Source organism: Paraburkholderia sp. UCT2, assembly GCF_014397665.1.
Taxonomy (GTDB): domain Bacteria; phylum Pseudomonadota; class Gammaproteobacteria; order Burkholderiales; family Burkholderiaceae; genus Paraburkholderia; species Paraburkholderia tuberum.
In genome coordinates this window covers 156,053-176,757 of the sequence record NZ_VZQO01000005.1, presented here as the reverse complement: position 1 = coordinate 176,757, position 20,705 = coordinate 156,053, and the positions used below count along the sequence as shown (strand labels likewise).

Sequence of the window (20,705 nt, the reverse complement as noted above, 5' to 3'; positions counted from 1 at the left end):
TCAGATGCGCACGCAATCGACGAAGTATTCGATGCGCCCGTTGACCATTTCGCCGACGAGCCCGTGGATATCCGTATGGAAGCCCGGGAAGCGCTCGTTGAACTCGCGCGCGAAACGCAGATAGTTGACGATGGTCCTGTTGAAACGCTCGCCCGGAATCAGCAGCGGAATGCCCGGCGGATACGGCGTCAACAGGATCGACGTGACACGGCCCTCGAGCTCGTCGATCGGTACCCGATCGATCTCGCGGTGCGCGAGCTTCGCGAACGCGTCGGACGGCTTCATCGCCGGCTCCATGCTCGACAGGTACATCTCGGTCGTCAGACGCGCGATGTCGTTCGCGCGATACACGCTGTGGATCTGCTGGCACAGGTCGCGCAGGCCGACACGCTCGTACATCGGATGATGCTGCACGAACTCGGGCAGCACACGCCACAGCGGCTGGTTGTTGTCGTAGTCGTCCTTGAACTGCTGCAGCTCGGTCACCATCGAGTTCCAGCGGCCCTTCGTGATGCCGATCGTAAACATGATGAAGAACGAGTACAGGCCCGTCTTCTCGACGATGATGCCGTGCTCGGCCAGGTACTTCGTGACGATCGCGGCCGGAATACCGGTTTCGCCGAAGCCGCCGTCCATGTCGAGACCCGGCGTGACGATCGTCGCCTTGATCGGGTCGAGCATGTTGAAGCCTTCGGCGAGCGGGCCGAAGCCGTGCCACGCGTCGTTGGGGCGCAGCATCCAGTCGTCGCGCGAGCCAATGCCTTCCTCGGCGAACTGGTCCGGGCCCCACACCTTGAAGAACCAGTCGTCGCCGTATTCGGTGTCGACCTTGGTCATCGCGCGGCGGAAGTCGAGCGCTTCAGCGATCGACTCCTCGACGAGCGCGGTGCCGCCCGGCGCTTCCATCATCGCCGCGGCCACGTCGCACGACGCGATGATCGCGTACTGCGGGCTCGTCGACGTATGCATCAGATACGCCTCGTTGAAGCGATGCTTGTCGAAGCGGCTGTTCTTCGAATCCTGCACGACGATCTGCGACGCCTGCGAGATGCCGGCGAGCAGCTTGTGCGTGGAGTGCGTTGCGTACACCATCGCGCCGATGCGCGGACGGCCCGCGCCGATGGCGTGCATGTCCTGATAGAACTCGTGGAATTCGGCGTGCGGCAGCCACGCTTCGTCGAAGTGCAGCGTGTCGAGCCATTCGCCCAACATCTCCTTGATCATCTCGACGTTGTAGATCACGCCGTCGTAGGTGCTTTGCGTGATCGTCAGAATGCGCGGCTTCAGGTTCGGGTTCTTCGCGAGCGCTTCGCGCGCGAACGGGTTCGCCTCGATCTTCTTGCGGATGTTCTCCGGTTCGAACTCGCTGCGCGGAATCGGGCCGATGATGCCGAAGTTGTTGCGGGTCGGCGTCAGGAACACCGGTATCGCGCCGGTCATCGTGATCGCGTGCAGGATCGACTTGTGGCAGTTGCGGTCGACCAGCACGATGTCGCCCGGCGCCACCGTGCCGTGCCAGACGATCTTGTTCGAGGTGGAGGTGCCGTTGGTCACGAAGAACACGTGGTCGGCGCTGAAGATGCGCGCGGCGTTGCGCTCCGAGGCCGCGACCGGACCGGTATGGTCGAGCAGCTGGCCCAGTTCGTCGACCGCGTTGCAGACGTCGGCGCGCAGCATGTTCTCGCCGAAGAACTGGTGGAACATCTGGCCGAGCGGGCTCTTCAGGAACGCGACGCCGCCCGAGTGACCCGGGCAGTGCCACGAGTACGAACCTTCTTCCGCGTACTGCACCAGTTCCTTGAAGAACGGCGGCGCCAGCGAGTCGAGATACACCTTCGCCTCGCGGATGATATGGCGCGCGACGAACTCCGGCGTGTCCTCGAACATATGGATGAAGCCGTGCAGCTCGCGCAGGATGTCGTTCGGCAGATGGCGCGAAGTGCGCGTTTCGCCGTACAGGAAGATCGGAATATCGGCGTTGCGGCGGCGCACTTCGGTCACGAACGCGCGCAGCGCGACGATCGCGGCGGCAAGCTCGGGCGTCTCGCCTTCGACGACCACGTTATCGACGTACGGCAGCAGCTCATCGTCGTCGATCGACAGGATGAAGCACGACGCGCGGCTCGACTGCTGCGCGAACGAAGTCAGATCGCCGTAGCTCGTCAACCCGAGCACTTCCGCGCCTTCTTTCTCGATGGCTTCGGCCAACGCCCGGATGCCGGAACCCGAGATGTTCTCGGAGCGGAAATCTTCGTCGATGATGACGACGGGGAAACGGAACTTCATGGGCGATTCTCCAAAAAGAAAACGACCGCTGCGTTACGTAAAAAGCGCAGCGGTCACCCGAATAACTGGTGGGTCAAGACGCTGCCGGCGTCACGTTTTCGGCAACGTGACGCCGTGCTGACCTTGATACTTGCCGCCGCGATCCGCGTACGACGTTTCACAAATCTCGTCGCTTTCGAAAAACAGCACCTGGGCGACGCCTTCGTTCGCGTAAATTTTCGCAGGCAAAGGTGTCGTATTCGAGAACTCGAGCGTGACGTGGCCTTCCCATTCCGGCTCGAACGGCGTCACGTTGACGATGATCCCGCAGCGCGCGTAGGTCGATTTGCCGAGGCACACGGTCAGCACGCTGCGCGGAATACGGAAATACTCGACCGTGCGCGCGAGCGCGAACGAGTTCGGCGGGATGATGCAGACGTCGCCCTTGAAATCGACAAACGACTTCTCGTCGAAGTTCTTCGGATCGACGATCGTCGAGTTGATGTTGGTGAAGATCTTGAATTCGTCGGCGCAGCGGATGTCGTAGCCGTAGCTCGAGGTGCCGTAGCTGACAATCTTCCGGCCGTCTTCGGAGACGCGAACCTGATCGGGCGCAAACGGCTCGATCATCTTGTGCGACTCGGCCATGCGCCGGATCCACTTGTCAGATTTGATGGTCATAGGTGAGAGCTGCTCGACGTGAATATCAGGTGTGACGAAAGATAGATGAAAACGGCCGGCGGCGGCGCCCAGCCGGCAAAGGCCGCTTATTTTACGCGATCACGGAGACGCTGCCGCAGATGGCGCGAGGCGCGCCCGATGAAGGGGGTCCGCCGACCGGCACGACGCCGTTGCGGGACGGGCGCGGCGAAAGCGCGCTCGCGCTTCACTGCTGGCGAATCACGCCGCAGGCGATCGCCGCGCCCGCGCCATGCTGAGGGTAAGCGTAGGGATCGGTCGCATCGCGGTGGAGCAGTACCGCGCGCTGCAGCACCGAGCGGATGCCGTCGAGCGACACGTCCGGCGCGACGATGAAGCCGGTGGCCACGCCGTTCGCGTCCGCATGGATGTTGCCGAGATCGCCCTCGACGCGCGCGCCGGCCTTGAGCCGTTCGGCCGCCGGCGAAAACACCGGACCGGCGCTGGAGCCGTCGGCGGCGTTGCAGTCGCCGCGCTCGTGCACCTGCAGCGCGTGGTCGCTATTGGGCGGCAAGCCCGTGAGATTGTAGGTGACCTGGACGCCGTCCGAGCGCTCGATAAAGGTCACGAGACCGTGCGCCTGATTGCCCACGGTGGGCAGCAGTTGCGCGTCGGCGCGCTTTTCCTGTGGTCTCAGGAATACGCCACAGCCGCTCAACAGCACACAGCCGGCAGTCAGGACGATGAACGCATGTACCGCGTGCCCGTCGATTCGTTTTCCCATGCGATCCTCTTGTCGGCCTGGCGGCTGCCCCTGCGGCCGCCGAGCCGAACTCGTGAAGTCGACATGATACCGCGAGAGTTCGTGAAAATAGGGATCGAGATCACCCCTAATCCCTCGCCCGAACGGCCGCTCAGGTGTTCTGCACGACGATGTTCGGAAACTTCGAGCTCATGTCGCGCGCGCGTTCGGCGATATGCACCGCGACCTTGCGCGCGATCGAGCGATAGAGCTCCGCAATGCGCCCGTTCGGGTCCGCGACGACCGTGGGACGGCCCGAGTCGGCCTGCTCGCGGATCGTGATGTCGAGCGGCAGGCTGCCGAGCACGTCGACGCCATACTCCTTGCCCATGCGCTCGCCGCCGCCGGCGCCGAAGATGTGCTCCTCGTGCCCGCAATTCGAACAGATGTGCAGGCCCATGTTCTCGACGATGCCGAGAATCGGGATGCCGACTTTTTCGAACATTTTGAGGCCCTTCTTCGCGTCGAGCAGCGCAATGTCCTGCGGCGTCGTGACGATCACGGCGCCCGTAACCGGCACGCGCTGCGCGAGCGTCAGTTGGATGTCGCCGGTGCCCGGCGGCATGTCGACGATCAGATAGTCGAGTTCGTGCCAGTTGGTCTGGCGCAGCAGCTGTTCGAGCGCCGAGGTCGCCATCGGGCCGCGCCACACCATCGGGTTGTCCGCCTCGATCAGGAAACCTATCGAGCTGGCCTGCACGCCGTGGCCGGTCATCGGGTTCATCGATTTGTCGTCGGGCGATTCGGGGCGACCCTCGATGCCGAGCATGGTGGGCAGCGACGGGCCGTAGATGTCGGCGTCGAGAATGCCGACCGCCGCGCCCTCGCTCGCGAGCGCGAGCGCGAGATTCACGGCGGTCGTGCTCTTGCCGACGCCGCCCTTGCCCGAGGCAACCGCGACGATGTTCTTCACGCCGGGCAGCAGTTTCACGCCGCGCTGCACGGTGTGTGCGGCAATCTGTTGCGAAACCTCGACGCGCACGTTCACGACGCCGGGCACCGCGCGCAACGCGTCGGCGAAGCGCTGGCGGATCGCGTCGAACTGGCTTTTCGCCGGGTAGCCGAGCGTCACCTGAAGGTTGACCGCGTCGCCCTCCACAACCACGTTGCGGATGCTCTTCGCGGCCGCGTACGGCGCGCCCGTGTTGGGGTCAGTGACGGCCGCGACGGCGGCGTCGACCAAAGCCCGATCGATACTCATTGATACTCCGTGGGGAAGAGGTGCGGCGCGGCGAGATGGACCGATCGGCCACGCGGCGGAATTTGCAAGAAATTGTTATGCGGCATTGCGAAAATCGAATGTGCCGGGCACCCTTCGGGGCACGCGGGACGCCGTAGGGTCGCATCGCTGTGTGTTTCAGGCACTATTGTAGTGTCTGACGGCACACGGTGCCCGAAGACCCTTCTTCGCTGTAGGACCGCGCGAAGCAAGGCGCAGGAATCGTTCCCGAACTTTCTGAGTGGTCGGTGCATTGCCGTAATGTTCGCTGCATAGACTGACCGCTACCCGCTGGCTTATTCGCACTCGAAAGGAAACCAAAATGAATGCAAGAATCATGACTCGCGTGGCCGTATTCGCCGTGGCCGGCTCGCTGGTGGCAGGCTGCGCAACCCAACAGGGCACCAACACAGCAGTCGGCACCGGCGTGGGCGCTGGTGCCGGCGCGGCGATCGGCGCGATCTTCGGCGGCGGCAAGGGCGCGGCGATCGGCGCGGCCACCGGCGCCGCGGTGGGCGGCATCACCGGCTACAACTGGGACAACATCCGCAACCGCATGTCGGGCGCGACCAAGGGAACCGGCACGCAGATCACCGAGCAACCGGATGGCTCGCTCAAGCTGAACATCCCGAGCTCGGTCACGTTCGACACCAGCAGCTACGCGATCAAGCCGTCGTTCGCACCGGTGCTCGACCAGCTCGCGCAGACGCTGCAGCAGAATCCGGAAGTCGTCGCGTCGGTCGTCGGCCATACGGACAGCACCGGCTCGCTGCAATACAACGAGACGCTGTCGGTCAATCGCGCGCAGAGCGTGACCGGCTATCTGGCGCAACGCGGCATCGCGCCGCAGCGCCTGTCGGCCACCGGCATGGGCCCGAACCAGCCGATCGCCGACAACAACACCGAAGCCGGCCGTGCGGCCAACCGTCGCGTCGAGATCTATCTGCGCGCCACGGCCCAGCACGCGACCCAATAAGGGCAAGTCTCAAGGAGAAGGCGCCGCCGGGCCGGCCGGGCTTCAGCCGCACGCGCCCGGCTTGCGGGCGGGACGAGCCGCCGGACCGGTTTGTCGACGGATCGAAAAAAATTTCGAACTCTGCGGAAAATCCGCGGTCTGTCTTTACGGTACGTGGCTGGCGAAGCCATCACGTCACCATTCTCCTCTTGTCGTTGTTGCTCCGGGGTTTATCGACCCCGGTTTTTTTTTGCCCGCGCGGTTTTGCACCCCCGCTTCGCCAGGCATCGTTCCTGGCGGTCCGCCACCGCAGCGCCCGCCCCTATCCCCCTCTGTTCCGCGCGTCCAGCCCGCCGCGCCCGGTCCGCGTGCGGCGTGCGCCCTGCTAAAATCACCGTTTCGTCCCACCGCAGGCACCCCCGATCCTTATGTCAGCACCCGCCACCGACCTCCCAGCAGGCGCGCCGCCCGGCCGCCGTCAGATTCTCGTCACGTCGGCCCTTCCTTATGCGAACGGGCAGATTCATATCGGCCATCTGGTCGAATATATCCAGACGGACATCTGGGTCCGGGCGCTGCGAATGCACGGCCACGAGGTCTACTACGTCGGCGCAGACGACACGCACGGCACGCCGGTGATGCTGCGCGCGGAACAGGAAGGTCTGACGCCGAAACAGCTGATCGATCGCGTCTGGCTGGAACACAAGCGCGACTTCGACAGCTTCGGCATTTCGTTCGACAACTACTACTCAACCGACTCCGACGAAAACCGCGTGCTCAGCGAAAACGTCTACCTCGCGCTGAAGGAAGCGGGGCTGATCGACGCGCGCGAGATCGAACAGGCGTACGACCCGGTCAAGGAAATGTTCCTGCCGGACCGCTTCATCAAGGGCGAGTGCCCCAAATGCGGCGCCAAAGACCAATACGGCGACAGCTGCGAGGTCTGCGGCTCGACCTACCAGCCCACCGAGCTCGTCAATCCGTACTCGGTCGTCTCGGGCGCGACGCCGATTCGCAAGACCTCGACGCACTACTTCTTCCGCCTGTCCGATCCGCGCTGCGAGAACTTCCTGCGCGCCTGGGTCGGCGGCCTCGCGCAGCCGGAAGCGACCAACAAGATGCGCGAATGGCTCGGCGACGCCGGCGAAGCCAAGCTCGCCGACTGGGACATCTCGCGCGACGCGCCGTACTTCGGCTTCGAGATTCCGGGCGCGCCCGGTAAGTATTTCTACGTGTGGCTCGACGCGCCGGTCGGCTACTACGCAAGCTTCAGGAACCTCGCCGAAAAGCGCGGCCTCGACTTCGACGCGTGGGTCCGCAAGGGCTCGACGGCCGAGCAGTACCACTTCATCGGCAAGGACATCCTGTATTTCCACACGCTGTTCTGGCCCGCGATGCTCGAGTTCTCGGGCCATCGCACGCCGACCAACGTGTTCGCGCACGGCTTTTTGACCGTCGACGGCGCGAAGATGTCGAAGTCGCGCGGCACCTTCATCACCGCGCAAAGCGTGATCGACACCGGCCTGAATCCGGAATGGCTGCGCTACTACTTCGCGGCCAAGCTGAACAGCACGATGGAAGACCTCGACCTGAATCTCGACGACTTCCAGGCGCGCGTGAACAGCGATCTGGTCGGCAAGTACGTGAACATCGCGAGCCGCGCGGCCGGCTTCCTGATCAAGCGCTTCGACGGCCGCGTGCAGGACAGCGCGATGCATCATCCGCTGCTCGGCACGCTGCGCGCGGCGCTGCCGCAGATCGCCACGCACTACGAGGCGCGCGAGTACAGCCGCGCGCTGCGTCAGACCATGGAGCTCGCCGACTCGGTCAACGCCTACGTCGATACCGCCAAGCCCTGGGATCAGGCGAAAGACCCGGCCAACGCGGTCGCGCTGCACGAGACCTGCAGCGTCAGCATCGAGGCGTTCCGTCTGCTGTCGCTGGCCCTGAAGCCGGTGCTGCCGAAGCTCGCCGAAGCGGTCGAGGCTTTCCTCGGCATCGAGCCGCTCGTGTGGGCCGACGCCACCGTGCCGCTCAGCTCGGCGCGCCCGATCAACGCGTACAAGCATCTGATGACGCGCGTCGATCCGAAGCAGATCGAGGCGCTGCTCGCGGCCAATCGCGACTCGCTGCAGGCCACGCCGGAAGCGGCGCCGGCCGACGCGAAGGCCAAGGCGAAGGCCCACGCCAAGGCCGTCGCCGCGAAGGAAGAAGAGGCCGGCATCATCACGATCGACGACTTCGCGAAGGTCGATCTGCGCATCGCGAAGATCGTCGACTGCAAGGCGGTGGAAGGCTCGGACAAGCTGCTGCAACTGACGCTCGACGTCGGCGAAGAGAAGACCCGCAACGTGTTCTCGGGCATCAAGTCCGCGTATCAGCCGGAGCAGCTGATCGGCAAGCTGACCGTGATGGTCGCGAACCTGGCGCCGCGCAAGATGAAGTTCGGCATGTCCGAGGGCATGGTGCTGGCGGCATCGGCGGCGGACGAGAAGGCCGAACCGGGCCTCTACGTGCTCGAGCCGCATAGCGGCGCGAAGCCCGGCATGCGCGTGAAGTAACGCGCGGCGCCTTTGGGCGCCTCGCCCCACCTCGCCGCAGGCAGGTATGACGAAAACGGCACGCTTCCAGGCGTGCCGTTTTTTTATGTTGCCCGCGTCACCACGAGATCCGGTCGAAGCGCCGCGTGTACAGCACGTCGGCGCCATAGAACGTGCCGCCATACACGACCAGCGACCAGTATCGCGTCAGATTGATCGTCGCCTTGATCGCATTGCTCGCCGACTGCAACCCCTGCTCGTAGCCGATCACGAGCCGCTCGTTGATCGCCTTCGACACCATCACGACTTGCGGATCGGTCAGGCCGACCTCGCTGCGGCCGATCGAAAACTCGTCGAGCCCGACGGTCTGCGCGATCCGCTGACCCGTCGCGCTGCCGAGCAGCGCGAGCGCGGTCGTCATCGTGCTCTGCTGGCCGAGGTTGTTGCCCTGGTCGGTGCCGTGGCCGAACAGCAGCCACGACAGTTTTTCGTTGTCCGGCACGCTTGGCTCCGACACGAGCCGCGCGACCGGCGCCTGCAGCGTGCCCGTTACCTGTACGCCGGCCTCGACCTGCTGGTTGCGGCGCATCGCGAGAATGTTGATGCCCGGATTCGTGACCGGCCCGTTGAACGTGAAGAAGCCGTTCTCGATCGCGAGCTTGCGGCCGAACGCGGTGTAGGTCGAACCCCGCGTGACGCGCACGTTGCCGACCGCGCGCAGCGGCGTATTCGGCGCGCTCGTCGCGGTGATCGTGCCGGCGAGGCCGAGATCGGCGCCCTTCCCACGGAAGCGGAAGTCGTTGCCGAGGCCGATCTCGATGTTCGCGCGTGGCGCGAACGGGCTCGCCGGCGGCTGGCCGCCTTCGCTCGGACGCGGCCGGCCGCCCGAGCGCGTGCCGTCCGGGCGGATGATCACGACGTCGTCGCCGAGGCTCGGCGCGGCCTGCTCGGGCAGATCGAACCGCGCGCTGTCGACCACGAACTTGCCGTCGATCACGGGGCCGCGCTCCACGCCGCCGTTCGAGATGTTCGCACTGCCCGACAGCGACAGATGGCGGTCCGGCGACGCGAACACATCGAGCTTGTCCGCGACGATGCTCGCGGTCATGTCGGGCTCCGAGCTGTCGAGACGCACGCGCCCAGTCGCGCGCAGCGTGCCGCTCGCGCCGTGGAACTCGACCTGCTGGAAGTCCACAGTGTTCTGCGACAGCGCGATGCGCACGACCCCGTCCTTCAGTTGCACGCCCTGGCTCACGACCGTCGCGGACAGACCCTCGCCGGTCAGCGAGCCGGTCACGTTCGGTTTCGCGACCGTGCCGCCGAGCGCGAGCTTCAGCGCGAGATGGCCGTCGAGCAGATAGCTGGGGCCGAGCAGGCCGCCCGTCGTGCGCAGCGACGGCACGTTCGCGTTCACGTTGCCCGACAGCGCGCTTTGCGGATCGACGCTCAACATGCCGTCGCGCAGTACGAGCGGCGTGTGCGCGTCGGCATCGATCACGCCGACGCGGCTCGCCTGCGCATGCACGGTCGCATTGAGCCGGTTGCCGCCGGTGAATTCGGCGCGCGCGCGGATGTCGCCAATGCCCATCGACGAGAGCCCGCGGCCGATCTCGACCGTCACGTCGCCGCTGCGCCGGCGCAGCTCGATGTGGCCGCTCGCCGTCGCGCCGAGCGAGAAGTCCCAGTCGCCGTCGAACACGAGGTCGGTGCGCACGGCGGGCGGCTCGCCGGTAATCTGGTGACGCAGCTCCTGCAAGTGCGCGAGCGACACATCGGTCAGGCTGCCGGCCGACTGGATGCGGCCGCGATCGAACGCGAATGACTTCAGGGTCAGCACCGAGCCTTCGATCGTCAGGCGCGTCGCGCCGAGCGTGAGGTGCCCCGGCCCGGCGCTGAGCGCGAGCGGCGATTCGAGATTGAGCGCCGGCGTGCCGCGATTCTGCAGACGCGTGACGGTGCCGTCCCAGCGCGAGCCGTCGCGCGTGTCGGTCAGCTTGCCGTTGGCGGCGAGCGTCAGATCGAGCGGTCGGTCCAGCAGCTTGCCGGTCGCGGCGGCTTCGAGCGTGTGGTTCGCGCGTGTGCCGGACAGGCGGGCGGTCAGCGTGGCGAGGTCGACGCCGCCCGCGTTGACATTGCGCGCGTCGGTCGTGAACGCGAGCGCGCCGTTCGCGCCGTCGCGCAACTCGGCGTGGCCTTCCGCATGGCCGATGCGGTTGCTCGCGAACACGACGCTGTCGGCCTTGTAATTCAGCGTGACGTTCGGATGCGCGAACGAGCCGGTAATGTCGCCGTCCGCGGCGACCGCGCCCGCGAGGCCGAAGCCCAGCCGATCGAGCTGCGGCGCGTCGATGCCGAAGCGCAGCCGGTCGCCGGCCGCGCCGAAGCTGCCTTGCAGATTCACCCGGTTGCCCGCCACCGAAAGATTCGCGTGGCTCGGCAGGATTCGCGAGCCGGCCAGCTGGATCATGCCGCCGCCCGTGAGCGGCAGGTCGTTGTAGACGCTCGGACCGAGCGTGAATTCGGCGCGCGTCGTGAAGACCGGCGCGAGCACACCTGCTGCCGTGACCGTGGCGTTCACGCGCGCCTCGATCCTGCGCGCTGGCGGACCTGCATGCGCGGCTGCGCGTGGCGCAGGGCTCGCGCGATGCGCGGGCGGTGGCGTCCTGCGCTCGAGCACTTCGGTCTGCGCCGCGGCCTGCGCGGTGTTCTTCGCGATGGCGGCGGCCTGATCGCCGGGCGCCGCGCTCTTCGCGCCGGCGGTGCTGCCCACGAGCGCCGCGGCTTGCGCTTGCCGCTCGCGTTGCGCGCCGCTCGCGGCGGACGCGCCGGATGTCGTGACAGGCGTGCGGGCGGGCATCTGCGAGGTCAGCGACAGCGGATCGAAATCGGTCAGTTGCGCCTTCAGGTTGTAGGTCGAGTTCTCATCGTGCTTCAGCGCGCCCGATAGATCGATGCGGCCACGGCCCGACGTGACGCGCACGTCGTTGAAGCTGATGCGTGCGGGGTCGAACGTAATCTTGCCTTGGGCGCGCAGCGCGGCGGCGGGGTCGGCGAGATCGAGCGTCAGGGTCTGGATGTCGTCGTTCAGGCGGATGCCGATCGGGCCGGACAGCTGCGTCGGCCGCACGGTCGCCTGCAGCGCGTTCAGGTCGAGCCGCGCGACGCTCAGATCGAGCCGGCCGTGCCGGCCGCTCAGCGCACCGCCGCCGGTGAGCGTCGCGTTGCGCACGAGCCGCACGTTCAGGTTCGAGATGCTCTGCGTGTGGGCGTCGAGGCGCACGTCGGCGTTCGCATCGATCAGCGGCAGCAGTTTCTGGTCGATTGCGCCGGGTTTCGCGTTGACGATCGAGACATGGCCGGCGACGGCGAAACCCGCCGCCGGTTTGGCCGGCGCGTGGTGGTCGCCGAAGATGTGGTGCGGATGGCTGGCGGCCGACGGTTTGGCCGCGCTGGCTGTGCCAGGCGCGGTCGCCGCGCCCTGCTCGACCGGCTGCAGCTCCGCGCGCACCGCCAGATCGGCCAGCGGCGCACCCGGCGCGAAAGCCTGCGGATTCACATGATCGAAGCTCAGCGTCGCGCGCTGCAACGGCACCGCGGCGAACGGCGCCGCTTCGACCCGCGCGTGGCCGGCGAGCTTCATGCCGCTCGCATCGAGCTCGGCGACGAGCTGCTCGAGCGTGCCGCTCAGGTGGCCGGCCACCTGCACCGCTTCATCGTTGACCTTGCCCGCATAACCGACTTCGCCGGTGAGCGGAAACGGCCGCACGCCATCGAGTTTCGCCGCTGCCGTCAGCGCCCCGAACGGCGTATCGAGCCGATCGATCGCGGCCTCGTGATGACGCCCGTCGCTGCGTCCATGAAACGCGAAGCTCGACAGCTCCGTCGTCGACGCGCCCTGGTGCAGCAGCAGCCGCTCGACCTGCACGTCGCGGATCTCCAGCTGCATCGGTAGCTGCAGATCCTGCGGCAAGCTCAGCGGCTCGCTGGTGCTCGCCGACGACGGGCCGACGCGCGCCTCGATCGTGCCGACGTGCAGGTAGTCGATCGTGAACCGCCACGGCTCGCGCGCGAGCGCCCAGCTGCCCGCGACGCGGTCGATCTCGATGTCGGTGCCGCTGCCGTCGAGGCTGCGCCAGCGCACGTCGCGCAGTTGCACGCCGCGCGCGAGCGTGCCGCCGTCGAGCGTGCCGGCGAGCCGGCCGCCGAGCAGCTTCACAGCCGCGTGCCACGCGTACGCGGTGCCGCGCTCGGTCGTCAGCGCCCCGTACAGCAGACCGAGCGCGAGTGCGGCGAGCAGTACCAGCATGACCACTGTGCCCGCGACCGACTTCAGCAGCCGGCCCCAGCGCCGCTTCGGCGGCGGCGTGTCGGGCGGCTGCTGCCCATCCGGCGGTCCTGGCGGCATGGCGCCGGGCGGCTGCGCGGGGGGCGGGGCGGTGACGTCGGTGGTCATGCGTGAATACGGTGGCAAATAAGGTAGTGGGTTGTCGTCAAAACGTCAGAACGCGATGCCGAGCGTGATATACGGCCGCACCCGGTTATCGCGGATCCCGTAAGCGACATCGAGATTGACCGGGCCGACCGGGCTGCGCCAGCGCGCGCCGACGCCGGCGCCCGGATAGAAAACTTTTTCGCCCCAGGTGTCGGTCGCGGTGCCGATGTCGAAGAACACGGCCGCGCCCCAGTTGTGCGAGAACCAGTGCTGGTATTCGGCCGCGCCCGTCACCAGGTACTTGGTCGGCAGGATCGAGCCGGCGACGTTGTTACCGATGCTCTGGAAGCCGTAGCCGCGCACCGAGTTCGAGCCGCCCGCGCGAAACAGCAGCGACGCCGGAATGCCCCTCGAGCTGCCGCTCGTGAATACGCCGCCGAGCTCGGCGCGGATCAGCACGATGTCGTCGACGCCGATCGGGAAATACTGCTGGCCGCGCGCGTAGCCGCGGATGAACGACTGGTCGGCGAGCAGACTTTTCACCGCGAAGCCCGCCTCGACGTGAATCAGGTTGCCGCGGCGCGGGAACAGCGGGTCGTCGGTGTCGCGCCGCGTCCACGACCACCCCGGCACCAGCGCGTGCGCGCGGGTCGGCGGCGCCGCGTTCTGGTCGAGCTGATCGTCGTAGAACAGCAGCGAATAGCTGTAGTCGAGGAACTGCGACGTGCGCGAGCGCTGCACGCCGCCGCGGATGCTGTAGATGCGCGTGTCGGAGACGTCGGTGGTCGTGTACGACGCGAGCACGCTATTGGTCCACCCGTGCTGGCCCGGCGGCATCGACAGCTGGATCTGCCCGTATTGCTGCGTCTTGTCGGCGCGGCCCTCGACCGTGAACGGCCACGCCGCGCCGAACGTGTTCAGATACGTGTAGCCGCCCTGCACGAGCGGGCCGTTGTCGGTCGAATAGCCGACGCCGCCGCGGAAGCTGTGATACGGAAACTCCGACACCTTCACGTGCACCGGCGTGTCGAGCGGCTTGGCGGGGTCGTTGTCGAGGTCGATCGCGACGCTCGCGAAGTACGGCGTGTTCTGCAGTTGCCGCTGCAGTTCGGCGACAGTGCGCGTGTCGTAGATATCGCCCGGCGAGATCGGATTGACGTTGTGGACGATGCGCTCCGGATAGCGCTTCGTGCCCTGCACGTCGAGTTGGCCCATCGTGAAGGTCGGCCCGCTGTCGTAGATCACCGACAGCTTCGCCGTGTTCGTGCGCGGATCGATCAGCGCCTCCGAGTGGTAGATCTTCGCGGCGAGGTAGCGGCGCGATTGCAGCTCGCGCAGCGACGCGTTCTTCGCGTCGTCCCAGGCGCCCTGCGAGAACGGCTGGCCCTCGTGCAGCGAGAACGCGAAGCGCGTCGCGTTTTCGCGCGATGGGTGTTCGGTCAGCACCGCGCCGCGAAACGACAGATCGACCGACGTGACTTTGGTCTGCGGGCCCGGCTCCACGCGCACGGTGACCTGCCGCAGGTTGTCGACGGTGCGCACGTCGGTGCTGACGAGCGGCGAGAAATAGCCCTGCGTCGCGGCGAGATCGCGCACCTGCTGTGGCGTCGCGGTGATCAGGAACGAGAACTGGTCGTCGGTGACGTCGGGCCGCTTCGCGAAACGCGAGATATCGAGGTGCTGTTCGAGCAGCCGGCGCAGCGCGCGCGGCTCGGCGACCACATCGACCTTGTAGCTCGGTGCCTTGCTCGCCGCGTGAGCCTTGCCCGCGGCGAGCAGCAACATCAGGAGGCCGAGGCCGATGGCGAGCGACACACGCAGCCAGCACCGCGCGAGCGCCTCGCGCTCACGCGCGCGCCCGCGCGCCTGGCCGGTCTCGCCGCGCAACGCACGCGGCATGTCGATCGTACCTCCCGCCAAACAGGACCTCCGGCCTCAATGAGTGAATTCTCGCGCCCCGGCCGCGCATGCGTTCAAGGCATGCTATTTGACCACATCGCGACCCCGATCGGCCTGTCTCGTGCCCCTGGCGGAGCTCCGCGCTTCATCTCAAAAATGGGCGGCCCGCGGCGATTTTCGACCGCCCGCGACGCATGCGGTAAAATCGCGGACGACGGCGCCCTCCCCGCGGCACCGCGCAGCGGCCAGCCCGAGAGCCGCCACCCTACCCACCACGGACGTCGAGCCATGTATCAATCGGACATCACCCAGTTCCTGAACCAGCTCAAGCAACAGAAGCCCAATCTGGAGGCCGAGCAACGCAAAGGCCGCGCACTGCTGTGGGACAAACAGCCGATCGATCTGGAAGAGCGCGCCGAACAGAAAACTTCGCGCGTGCAGCAGACGCCTTACTCGTACTACCAGAACTTCTAAGCTCCCCAGTCACGCCGACGATGAGTCACGCTGACGAGGTGCATGGTCCGCTTCACGGCCCGATACACGGCCCGGTTCACGGCCCCGTACACGGCCCAGCGCCGGCACCGTCCGACACCGCGCTTTCCACGCCCGCGACCGATTCGACGCCCGACACGGTCGACGGCGTCGCGTTCGCGCGTCTGTACGGCGAGCCGCTGTTCAAGCTGCCGAACGACCTGTACATCCCTCCGGACGCGCTCGAGGTATTCCTCGAGACCTTCGAGGGGCCGCTCGACCTGCTGCTGTACCTGATCCGCAAGCAGAACTTCAACGTGCTCGACATCCCGATGGCGGATGTCACCGTGCAATATCTCGGCTACGTCGAGCAACTGCGCAAGACCAATCTCGAACTCGCGTCCGAGTATCTGCTGATGGCCGCGATGCTGATCGAAATCAAGTCGCGCATGCTGCTGCCGGTCAAGAAGGCCGACACCGGCGAGGAAGCCGAAGACCCGCGCGCCGAACTGGTGCGCCGCCTGCTCGAATACGAACAGATGAAGCTCGCCGCGCAACGCATCGACCAGTTGCCGCAGCTTGGGCGCGATTTCCTGCGCGCCGAGGTCTACATCGAGCAGAGTGTCACCCCGCGCTTCCCGGACGTGAACAGCGACGACCTGCGCGCCGCGTGGGCCGACGTGATCAAGCGCGCGAAGCTGGTCCAGCATCACAAGATTTCACGCGAGGAATTGTCGGTGCGCGAGCACATGAGCCTGATCCTGCGGCAGTTGCAGAATGCGCGCTTCATCGAGTTTTCCGATCTGTTCGACACGAGCCGCGGCGTGCCGGTCGTCATCGTGAATTTCATCGCCGTGCTCGAGCTGTGCCGTGAATCGCTCGTCGAAATCACCCAGGCGGAGCCGTTCGCGCCGATTTACGTGCGGCTGGCGTATCTACCGGCCTGAGCGCTGAATGACGGCCGCTTGACGGCCGGACCGCGGCCGGACCGTGGAAATCTCGCTACGAACACCGTCGCAGCGAAGCCTGGCGGGCCTCAGCGGGGAGTGCGCAGCAAGCGCGCCGCGCGCCGCTCGGAAGTGCTCCGCGTTTCGGTGCGTCCGCTGCCCAAATCCACTACAATCCGCGCTCCGAACCCGTCATTTGCCGGTGAGGCGATGACCCGCACGATTCCGCCAGGTGTCGCGCCAACCGGATCGCGCGCCGCGCGAGCCTATCCCTGTCCGATCATGAAAGTCATCAGCTCGATCCATGAATTGCGCGACCAGTTGCGCGGCCAGAATCGCACGGCCTTCGTGCCGACGATGGGCAACCTGCACGAGGGCCATCTGTCGCTGATGCGCCTCGCGCGCCAGCACGGCGACCCGGTCGTGGCGAGCATCTTCGTCAACCGCCTGCAGTTCGGCCCGAACGAGGATTTCGACAAATATCCGCGCACGCTCGAAGCCGACATCGAGAAGCTGCAAAAGGAAGGTGTCTACGTGCTGTTCGCGCCGACCGAAAGGGACATGTATCCGGAGCCGCAGGAATACCGCGTGCATCCGCCGCACGATCTCGGCGACATCCTCGAGGGCGAATTCCGCCCCGGCTTCTTCCACGGTGTGTGCACGGTCGTGATGAAGCTGATGTCGTGCGTGCAGCCGCGCGTCGCGGTGTTCGGCAAGAAGGATTACCAGCAGCTGATGATCGTGCGCCAGATGTGCCACCAGTTCGCGCTGCCGACCGACATCGTCGCCGCCGAAACCGTGCGCGACACCGACGGCCTCGCGCTCAGCTCGCGCAACCGGTTCCTTTCGGCCGCCGAACGCGCCGAGGCGCCGATGCTGGCCGCCGAACTCAATCGTGTGCGCGACGCGGTGCTCGCGGGCGAGCGCGACTTCGCGAAACTCGAAGAGTCGGCCAAAGCGACGCTCGCGGCGCGCGGCTGGAATCCCGATTACATCGCGATCCGCAAGCGCTCGAACCTGATCGCGCCCGGCGCGCAGGACGCCAGCGCACCGCTCGTGGTGCTGGCCGCCGCGAAGCTCGGCGCGACCCGGCTCATCGACAACCTCGAAATCTGACGCCGCAACCGCCCGCGCGAACACAGTTACACTGCGCAGTCATACAGGATTGGATTGATCATGCAACGCAATATGCTGAAGTCGAAGATTCACCGCGTCGCGGTCACGCACTGCGAGCTCCACTACGAGGGCTCGTGCGCGATCGACGAAGATCTGCTCGAAGCGGCGAACATCGTCGAAAACGAGCGTATCGACATCTGGAACATCAACAACGGCGAGCGCTTCTCGACCTACGCGATCAAGGGTGAGCGCGGCAGCGGCATGATTTCGCTGAACGGCTCGGCCGCGCGTCGCGCGCAGCTCGGCGATCTGGTCATCATCGCGGCGTTCGCGGTGGTCGACGAGGCGGAGTTGAAGGCGGGCTGGAAGCCGGACCTCGTGTTCGTCGATGAAAACAACAAGATCAAGGGCAGCCGCGACCACGTGCCCACGCAGGCCTGGAGCTGAGCGAAGCTCAGCTTGACGCTTGACTGATGGCGGGCAGCCCCCGCCTCAGCCCTTCTTCCCCGCGCCGTTCGTCCACTCGACGATCGGCTGCCACTGCTCCAGATCCTTCTCCACACGGCTTTTCGCGACGTCCCACAGCGTCAGGCCGTGCGCCGCGAGCTGCACGTAGTTCTGCGTGTCGCGCAGAAAACCGAGCACCGGCAGCTTCAATCCCTCGACGAAGCGATGCAGCTGCTCGGCCGAGCGCGTGCGCGCATCGACGCGCATGCCGACCACGCCGACCTCGATCGCGCCCTTCCTGACCGCCTTTTCCTTCGCCAGCCTCTCGAGAAATTCCTGGGTCGCGAGAATATCGAACAGCGACGGCTGCAATGGCACGATCACCTTGTCGGCGAGATCGAGCGCGATGTTCAGGCGATTGCCGTGCAGGCCGGCCGGCGTGTCGACGACCGCGTGCTCGAGGCCTTTCGGCGGCTTGGCCGGCGTGTCGGGATTGACCTCCCAGGTTTCGATGTTCGGCAGCGTGGCGGGCCGTAATTCGAGCCACGCATGCGCGGAGTGCTGCTTGTCGAGGTCGGCCAGCGCGACCCATTCGCCCGCCGCGGCGAAATAGCCGGCCAGATTAGTCGATAGCGTGCTCTTGCCCACGCCGCCCTTCGGATTCGCCACCACGATCACCGACATGAAATCTCCCGGAAAGAAGGCTGGACACCGCCAGCCGGTTTGCCGCGCTATTGCTCCGTCCCCGCCGATCCGCTGTGACCGGCGCCGGCGGGCTCCACGATCGCTGCCGTTCGAAGTTCGGTTTCCAGGGACGCCCACCGGTCCAGCCGTTGATAATATCGACAAATTCAGCGCGGCCGAAGCCCCCGCATCGCGAATCGGCCGCTCCAACCCGCCGTTTTTTTCGACAAGGACCTGAATCTCATGAGCAAACTGCGCCCGGAATACACCGTCGAACGCCTGCTGGAGCGCCAGAAGGGCACGCTGCCGGACCTGCTAGGCCTGCGCGTGCTGACCGTGGACCAAGGCACGCTGGTCGCCGAACTGACCGTGCGCGAGGCGCTGCTCGCGCCGAACGGCTTCCTGCACGCGGCCACGGTGATCGGCCTCGCCGACACCGCGTGCGGCTACGCGTGCATCGCGCATCTACCCGAAAACTCGCGCAACTTCACGACGATCGAGCTGAAGAGCAACTTCCTCGGCACCGCGACGCAGGGCACGATCCGCGCGGTCGCCAAGGGTGTGCACCTTGGGCGCAGCACGCAGGTCTGGGACGCGACGGTCACCGGTCCGGATGGTAAGACCATCGCACTGTTTCGTTGCACACAGATGGTGTTGTACTGAGCGAACCGCCCGCGCAGCAATTGCGTTCAAGCCGATGAAGGAGGCCGGCGCAAAGCGTCACCCCAGCGCCGCGAACAGCCTGCGCATATCGACGTGCCCGGCCAGCGTATCGGCCAGCCGCTCCAGCGACGCCTCGCGCAACGCCGGATAGTCGAGCCCTTCGGCATCGCTCAAACCCGCCCATGCGAGCAGCGCCGCGCACGCGGCCGGCGTGTCGAACAGGCCATGCACGTAGGTCGTGAGAATCTGGCCATCGGCGGACATCGCGCCATCGGGACGGCCAAAGTCCGCGCCGCCCTCGTGCGGGCCAGCGTGGTCGAGTCGCAGCGCCGGCGTGCCCAATGCCGGCCCGCGCGTCTCGCCCATATGAATCTCGTAGCCGGCGACGTCCGGCGTCCCGGGCAGCGCGAGGCGCCCGGTCACATTCTTCAGCGCCTTGTCGCGCGTGAGCACCGTCGCATAGTCGAGCCAGCCGAAGCCCGCGAAGGTGCCCGGCGCGCCCTCGACGCCATGCGGATCGGCGATCTCGCGGCCCAGCATCTGCATGCCGCCGCAGATGCCGATCACGCGGCCGCCGTAGCGCAGATGCCGCGCGAGCACGTCGTCCCAGCCCTGTGCGCGCAGAAACGCGAGGTCGTCCGGCACGTTCTTCGAGCCCGGCAGGATGATCAGATCGGCGGCCGGCGGCGGCGTACCCGCGCGCACATAGTGAAAATCGACCTGCGGATGCGCGCGCAACGCGTCGAAGTCGGTGTGATTGCTGATGTGCGGCAGCACCGGCACGACCACGCGCAGCAGACGGCGCGAATCAACGCTCGCCGCCGCGCGCAGCTCGGGCGGCAGCATGTCCTCGGCGTCGAGCGTCAGGCCATGCAGATACGGCACGACGCCGAGCACCGGCTTGCCGGTCTTCGCTTCCAGCCAGTCGAGCCCGGGCTTCAGCAGACCGATGTCGCCGCGAAAGCGGTTGATGATGAAGCCGCGCACGCGCGCCTGCTCGCTGTCGGACAGACACGCGAGCGTGCCGGTCAGGTGCGCGAACACGCCGCCGCGATCGATGTCGGCGACCAGCACGACCGGGCAGTCGACCGCCTCCGCGAAACCCATGTTCGCGATGTCGCGCTCGCGCAGATTGATCTCGGCCGGACTGCCCGCGCCTTCGACGAAAATCGTGTCGTACGACGCGCGCAGCCGCGCATACGACTCCAGCACCGCCTCGAACGCGACCGGCTTGTAGTCGTGATACGCGCGCGCGTCGAGATTGATGCGCGCCTTGCCGTGGATGATCACCTGCGCGCCGCGATCGCTGGTCGGCTTCAGCAGCACCGGGTTCAGATCGGTGTGCGCGTCGATGCCCGCGGCGAGTGCCTGCAATGCCTGCGCGCGGCCGATCTCGCCGCCATCGACGGTCACCGCGCTGTTCAACGCCATGTTCTGCGGCTTGAACGGCGCGACCCGCGCACCCGCGCGCCGCGCGAGGCGGCACAGTCCCGCAACCAGCGTGCTCTTGCCCGCGTCGGACGTGGTGCCCTGGATCATCAGCGTGCCGCGCGGCACGGGCAGGATGTCGGGAGGAATGGTCATTCGGGTCACGGCGGTGCAGGTGGAAGATGGACAGTGGCGTTG

The 20,705-nt window shown here is 66.5% G+C and carries 15 protein-coding genes; 7 read left to right on the top strand and 8 right to left on the bottom strand.

Translation table 11 applies throughout. The features are described from left to right. From F6X39_RS06475 to apbC, 4 genes are all read right to left on the bottom strand, one after another. A complete protein-coding gene (locus F6X39_RS06475; RefSeq protein WP_018419715.1) occupies positions 1 to 2,286 on the bottom strand; it encodes an arginine/lysine/ornithine decarboxylase in 2,286 nt (761 codons plus the stop codon). Between the two features lie 90 nt (positions 2,287 to 2,376). Next, positions 2,377 to 2,946: a dCTP deaminase gene (dcd, locus tag F6X39_RS06470; RefSeq protein ID WP_008924193.1), complete on the bottom strand. Its 570-nt coding sequence runs from the start codon at positions 2,944 to 2,946 to the stop codon at positions 2,377 to 2,379. 205 nt (positions 2,947 to 3,151) lie between these two features. After that, positions 3,152 to 3,688: a superoxide dismutase family protein gene (locus F6X39_RS06465; RefSeq protein WP_090803451.1), complete on the bottom strand. Its 537-nt coding sequence runs from the start codon at positions 3,686 to 3,688 to the stop codon at positions 3,152 to 3,154. A 130-nt stretch (positions 3,689 to 3,818) separates the two neighbouring features. Next, complete coding sequence (gene apbC, locus F6X39_RS06460; protein WP_187616004.1) at positions 3,819 to 4,907, bottom strand: iron-sulfur cluster carrier protein ApbC; 1,089 nt, start codon at positions 4,905 to 4,907, stop codon at positions 3,819 to 3,821. Between the two features lie 340 nt (positions 4,908 to 5,247). On the opposite strand from apbC, the gene F6X39_RS06455 reads away from it, so the two are divergent. Further along, entirely contained in the window at positions 5,248 to 5,901 is a 654-nt protein-coding gene (locus F6X39_RS06455) for an OmpA family protein (protein WP_184007820.1), read from the top strand. A gap of 407 nt (positions 5,902 to 6,308) precedes the next feature. Continuing rightward, positions 6,309 to 8,441 carry a methionine--tRNA ligase gene (metG, locus tag F6X39_RS06450; RefSeq protein WP_187616003.1) on the top strand — a complete coding sequence of 711 codons (2,133 nt, stop codon included), beginning with the start codon at positions 6,309 to 6,311 and terminating at the stop codon, positions 8,439 to 8,441. 97 nt (positions 8,442 to 8,538) lie between these two features. Here metG and F6X39_RS06445 read toward each other — a convergent pair whose 3' ends face one another. Both F6X39_RS06445 and F6X39_RS06440 read right to left on the bottom strand, forming a co-directional pair. Continuing rightward, positions 8,539 to 12,873 (bottom strand): translocation/assembly module TamB domain-containing protein, encoded by a 4,335-nt coding sequence (locus tag F6X39_RS06445; protein WP_187616002.1) that lies wholly within the window; start codon positions 12,871 to 12,873, stop codon positions 8,539 to 8,541. Between the two features lie 45 nt (positions 12,874 to 12,918). Then, positions 12,919 to 14,772 carry an autotransporter assembly complex protein TamA gene (locus tag F6X39_RS06440; protein WP_187616001.1) on the bottom strand — a complete coding sequence of 618 codons (1,854 nt, stop codon included), beginning with the start codon at positions 14,770 to 14,772 and terminating at the stop codon, positions 12,919 to 12,921. A 267-nt stretch (positions 14,773 to 15,039) separates the two neighbouring features. Between F6X39_RS06440 and F6X39_RS06435 the strand changes: the two genes are divergently transcribed. The 4 genes from F6X39_RS06435 to panD all read left to right on the top strand — a co-directional run bounded on the left by F6X39_RS06435 (position 15,040) and on the right by panD (position 17,732). Beyond that, positions 15,040 to 15,225, top strand: coding sequence for a DUF3460 family protein (locus F6X39_RS06435; protein ID WP_184007962.1), 186 nt, complete (start codon positions 15,040 to 15,042; stop codon positions 15,223 to 15,225). 20 nt (positions 15,226 to 15,245) lie between these two features. Further along, positions 15,246 to 16,169 (top strand): segregation and condensation protein A, encoded by a 924-nt coding sequence (locus F6X39_RS06430; RefSeq protein WP_222945135.1) that lies wholly within the window; start codon positions 15,246 to 15,248, stop codon positions 16,167 to 16,169. A gap of 282 nt (positions 16,170 to 16,451) precedes the next feature. Continuing rightward, complete coding sequence (gene panC, locus F6X39_RS06425; RefSeq protein ID WP_184022806.1) at positions 16,452 to 17,285, top strand: pantoate--beta-alanine ligase; 834 nt, start codon at positions 16,452 to 16,454, stop codon at positions 17,283 to 17,285. 60 nt (positions 17,286 to 17,345) lie between these two features. Continuing rightward, on the top strand, positions 17,346 to 17,732 hold the full coding sequence (gene panD, locus F6X39_RS06420) for an aspartate 1-decarboxylase (RefSeq protein WP_018431692.1): 387 nt from the start codon (positions 17,346 to 17,348) through the stop codon (positions 17,730 to 17,732). A 45-nt stretch (positions 17,733 to 17,777) separates the two neighbouring features. Here panD and F6X39_RS06415 read toward each other — a convergent pair whose 3' ends face one another. Next, complete coding sequence (locus tag F6X39_RS06415) at positions 17,778 to 18,416, bottom strand: ParA family protein (RefSeq protein WP_184059634.1); 639 nt, start codon at positions 18,414 to 18,416, stop codon at positions 17,778 to 17,780. A gap of 243 nt (positions 18,417 to 18,659) precedes the next feature. On the opposite strand from F6X39_RS06415, the gene F6X39_RS06410 reads away from it, so the two are divergent. Continuing rightward, complete coding sequence (locus tag F6X39_RS06410) at positions 18,660 to 19,079, top strand: PaaI family thioesterase (RefSeq protein WP_090803438.1); 420 nt, start codon at positions 18,660 to 18,662, stop codon at positions 19,077 to 19,079. A gap of 57 nt (positions 19,080 to 19,136) precedes the next feature. Here the strand turns inward: F6X39_RS06410 and F6X39_RS06405 are convergent, their stop codons facing one another. Further along, positions 19,137 to 20,663 carry a cobyric acid synthase gene (locus F6X39_RS06405; protein WP_187616000.1) on the bottom strand — a complete coding sequence of 509 codons (1,527 nt, stop codon included), beginning with the start codon at positions 20,661 to 20,663 and terminating at the stop codon, positions 19,137 to 19,139. Positions 20,664 to 20,705 lie beyond the last annotated feature (42 nt).

What these genes read in the sequence shown, in the direction of transcription:
- F6X39_RS06430 (WP_222945135.1), top strand. Translation starts at nt 15,246, where the DNA reads ATGAGTCACGCTGACGAGGTGCATGGTCCGCTTCACGGCCCGATACAC.
- metG (WP_187616003.1), top strand. Translation starts at nt 6,309, where the DNA reads ATGTCAGCACCCGCCACCGACCTCCCAGCAGGCGCGCCGCCCGGCCGC.
- panD (WP_018431692.1), top strand. Translation starts at nt 17,346, where the DNA reads ATGCAACGCAATATGCTGAAGTCGAAGATTCACCGCGTCGCGGTCACG.
- F6X39_RS06455 (WP_184007820.1), top strand. Translation starts at nt 5,248, where the DNA reads ATGAATGCAAGAATCATGACTCGCGTGGCCGTATTCGCCGTGGCCGGC.
- F6X39_RS06445 (WP_187616002.1), bottom strand. Translation starts at nt 12,873, where the DNA reads ATGACCACCGACGTCACCGCCCCGCCCCCCGCGCAGCCGCCCGGCGCC.
- dcd (WP_008924193.1), bottom strand. Translation starts at nt 2,946, where the DNA reads ATGACCATCAAATCTGACAAGTGGATCCGGCGCATGGCCGAGTCGCAC.
- F6X39_RS06415 (WP_184059634.1), bottom strand. Translation starts at nt 18,416, where the DNA reads ATGTCGGTGATCGTGGTGGCGAATCCGAAGGGCGGCGTGGGCAAGAGC.
- F6X39_RS06435 (WP_184007962.1), top strand. Translation starts at nt 15,040, where the DNA reads ATGTATCAATCGGACATCACCCAGTTCCTGAACCAGCTCAAGCAACAG.
- F6X39_RS06405 (WP_187616000.1), bottom strand. Translation starts at nt 20,663, where the DNA reads ATGACCATTCCTCCCGACATCCTGCCCGTGCCGCGCGGCACGCTGATG.
- F6X39_RS06475 (WP_018419715.1), bottom strand. Translation starts at nt 2,286, where the DNA reads ATGAAGTTCCGTTTCCCCGTCGTCATCATCGACGAAGATTTCCGCTCC.
- panC (WP_184022806.1), top strand. Translation starts at nt 16,452, where the DNA reads ATGAAAGTCATCAGCTCGATCCATGAATTGCGCGACCAGTTGCGCGGC.
- F6X39_RS06410 (WP_090803438.1), top strand. Translation starts at nt 18,660, where the DNA reads ATGAGCAAACTGCGCCCGGAATACACCGTCGAACGCCTGCTGGAGCGC.
- F6X39_RS06465 (WP_090803451.1), bottom strand. Translation starts at nt 3,688, where the DNA reads ATGGGAAAACGAATCGACGGGCACGCGGTACATGCGTTCATCGTCCTG.
- apbC (WP_187616004.1), bottom strand. Translation starts at nt 4,907, where the DNA reads ATGAGTATCGATCGGGCTTTGGTCGACGCCGCCGTCGCGGCCGTCACT.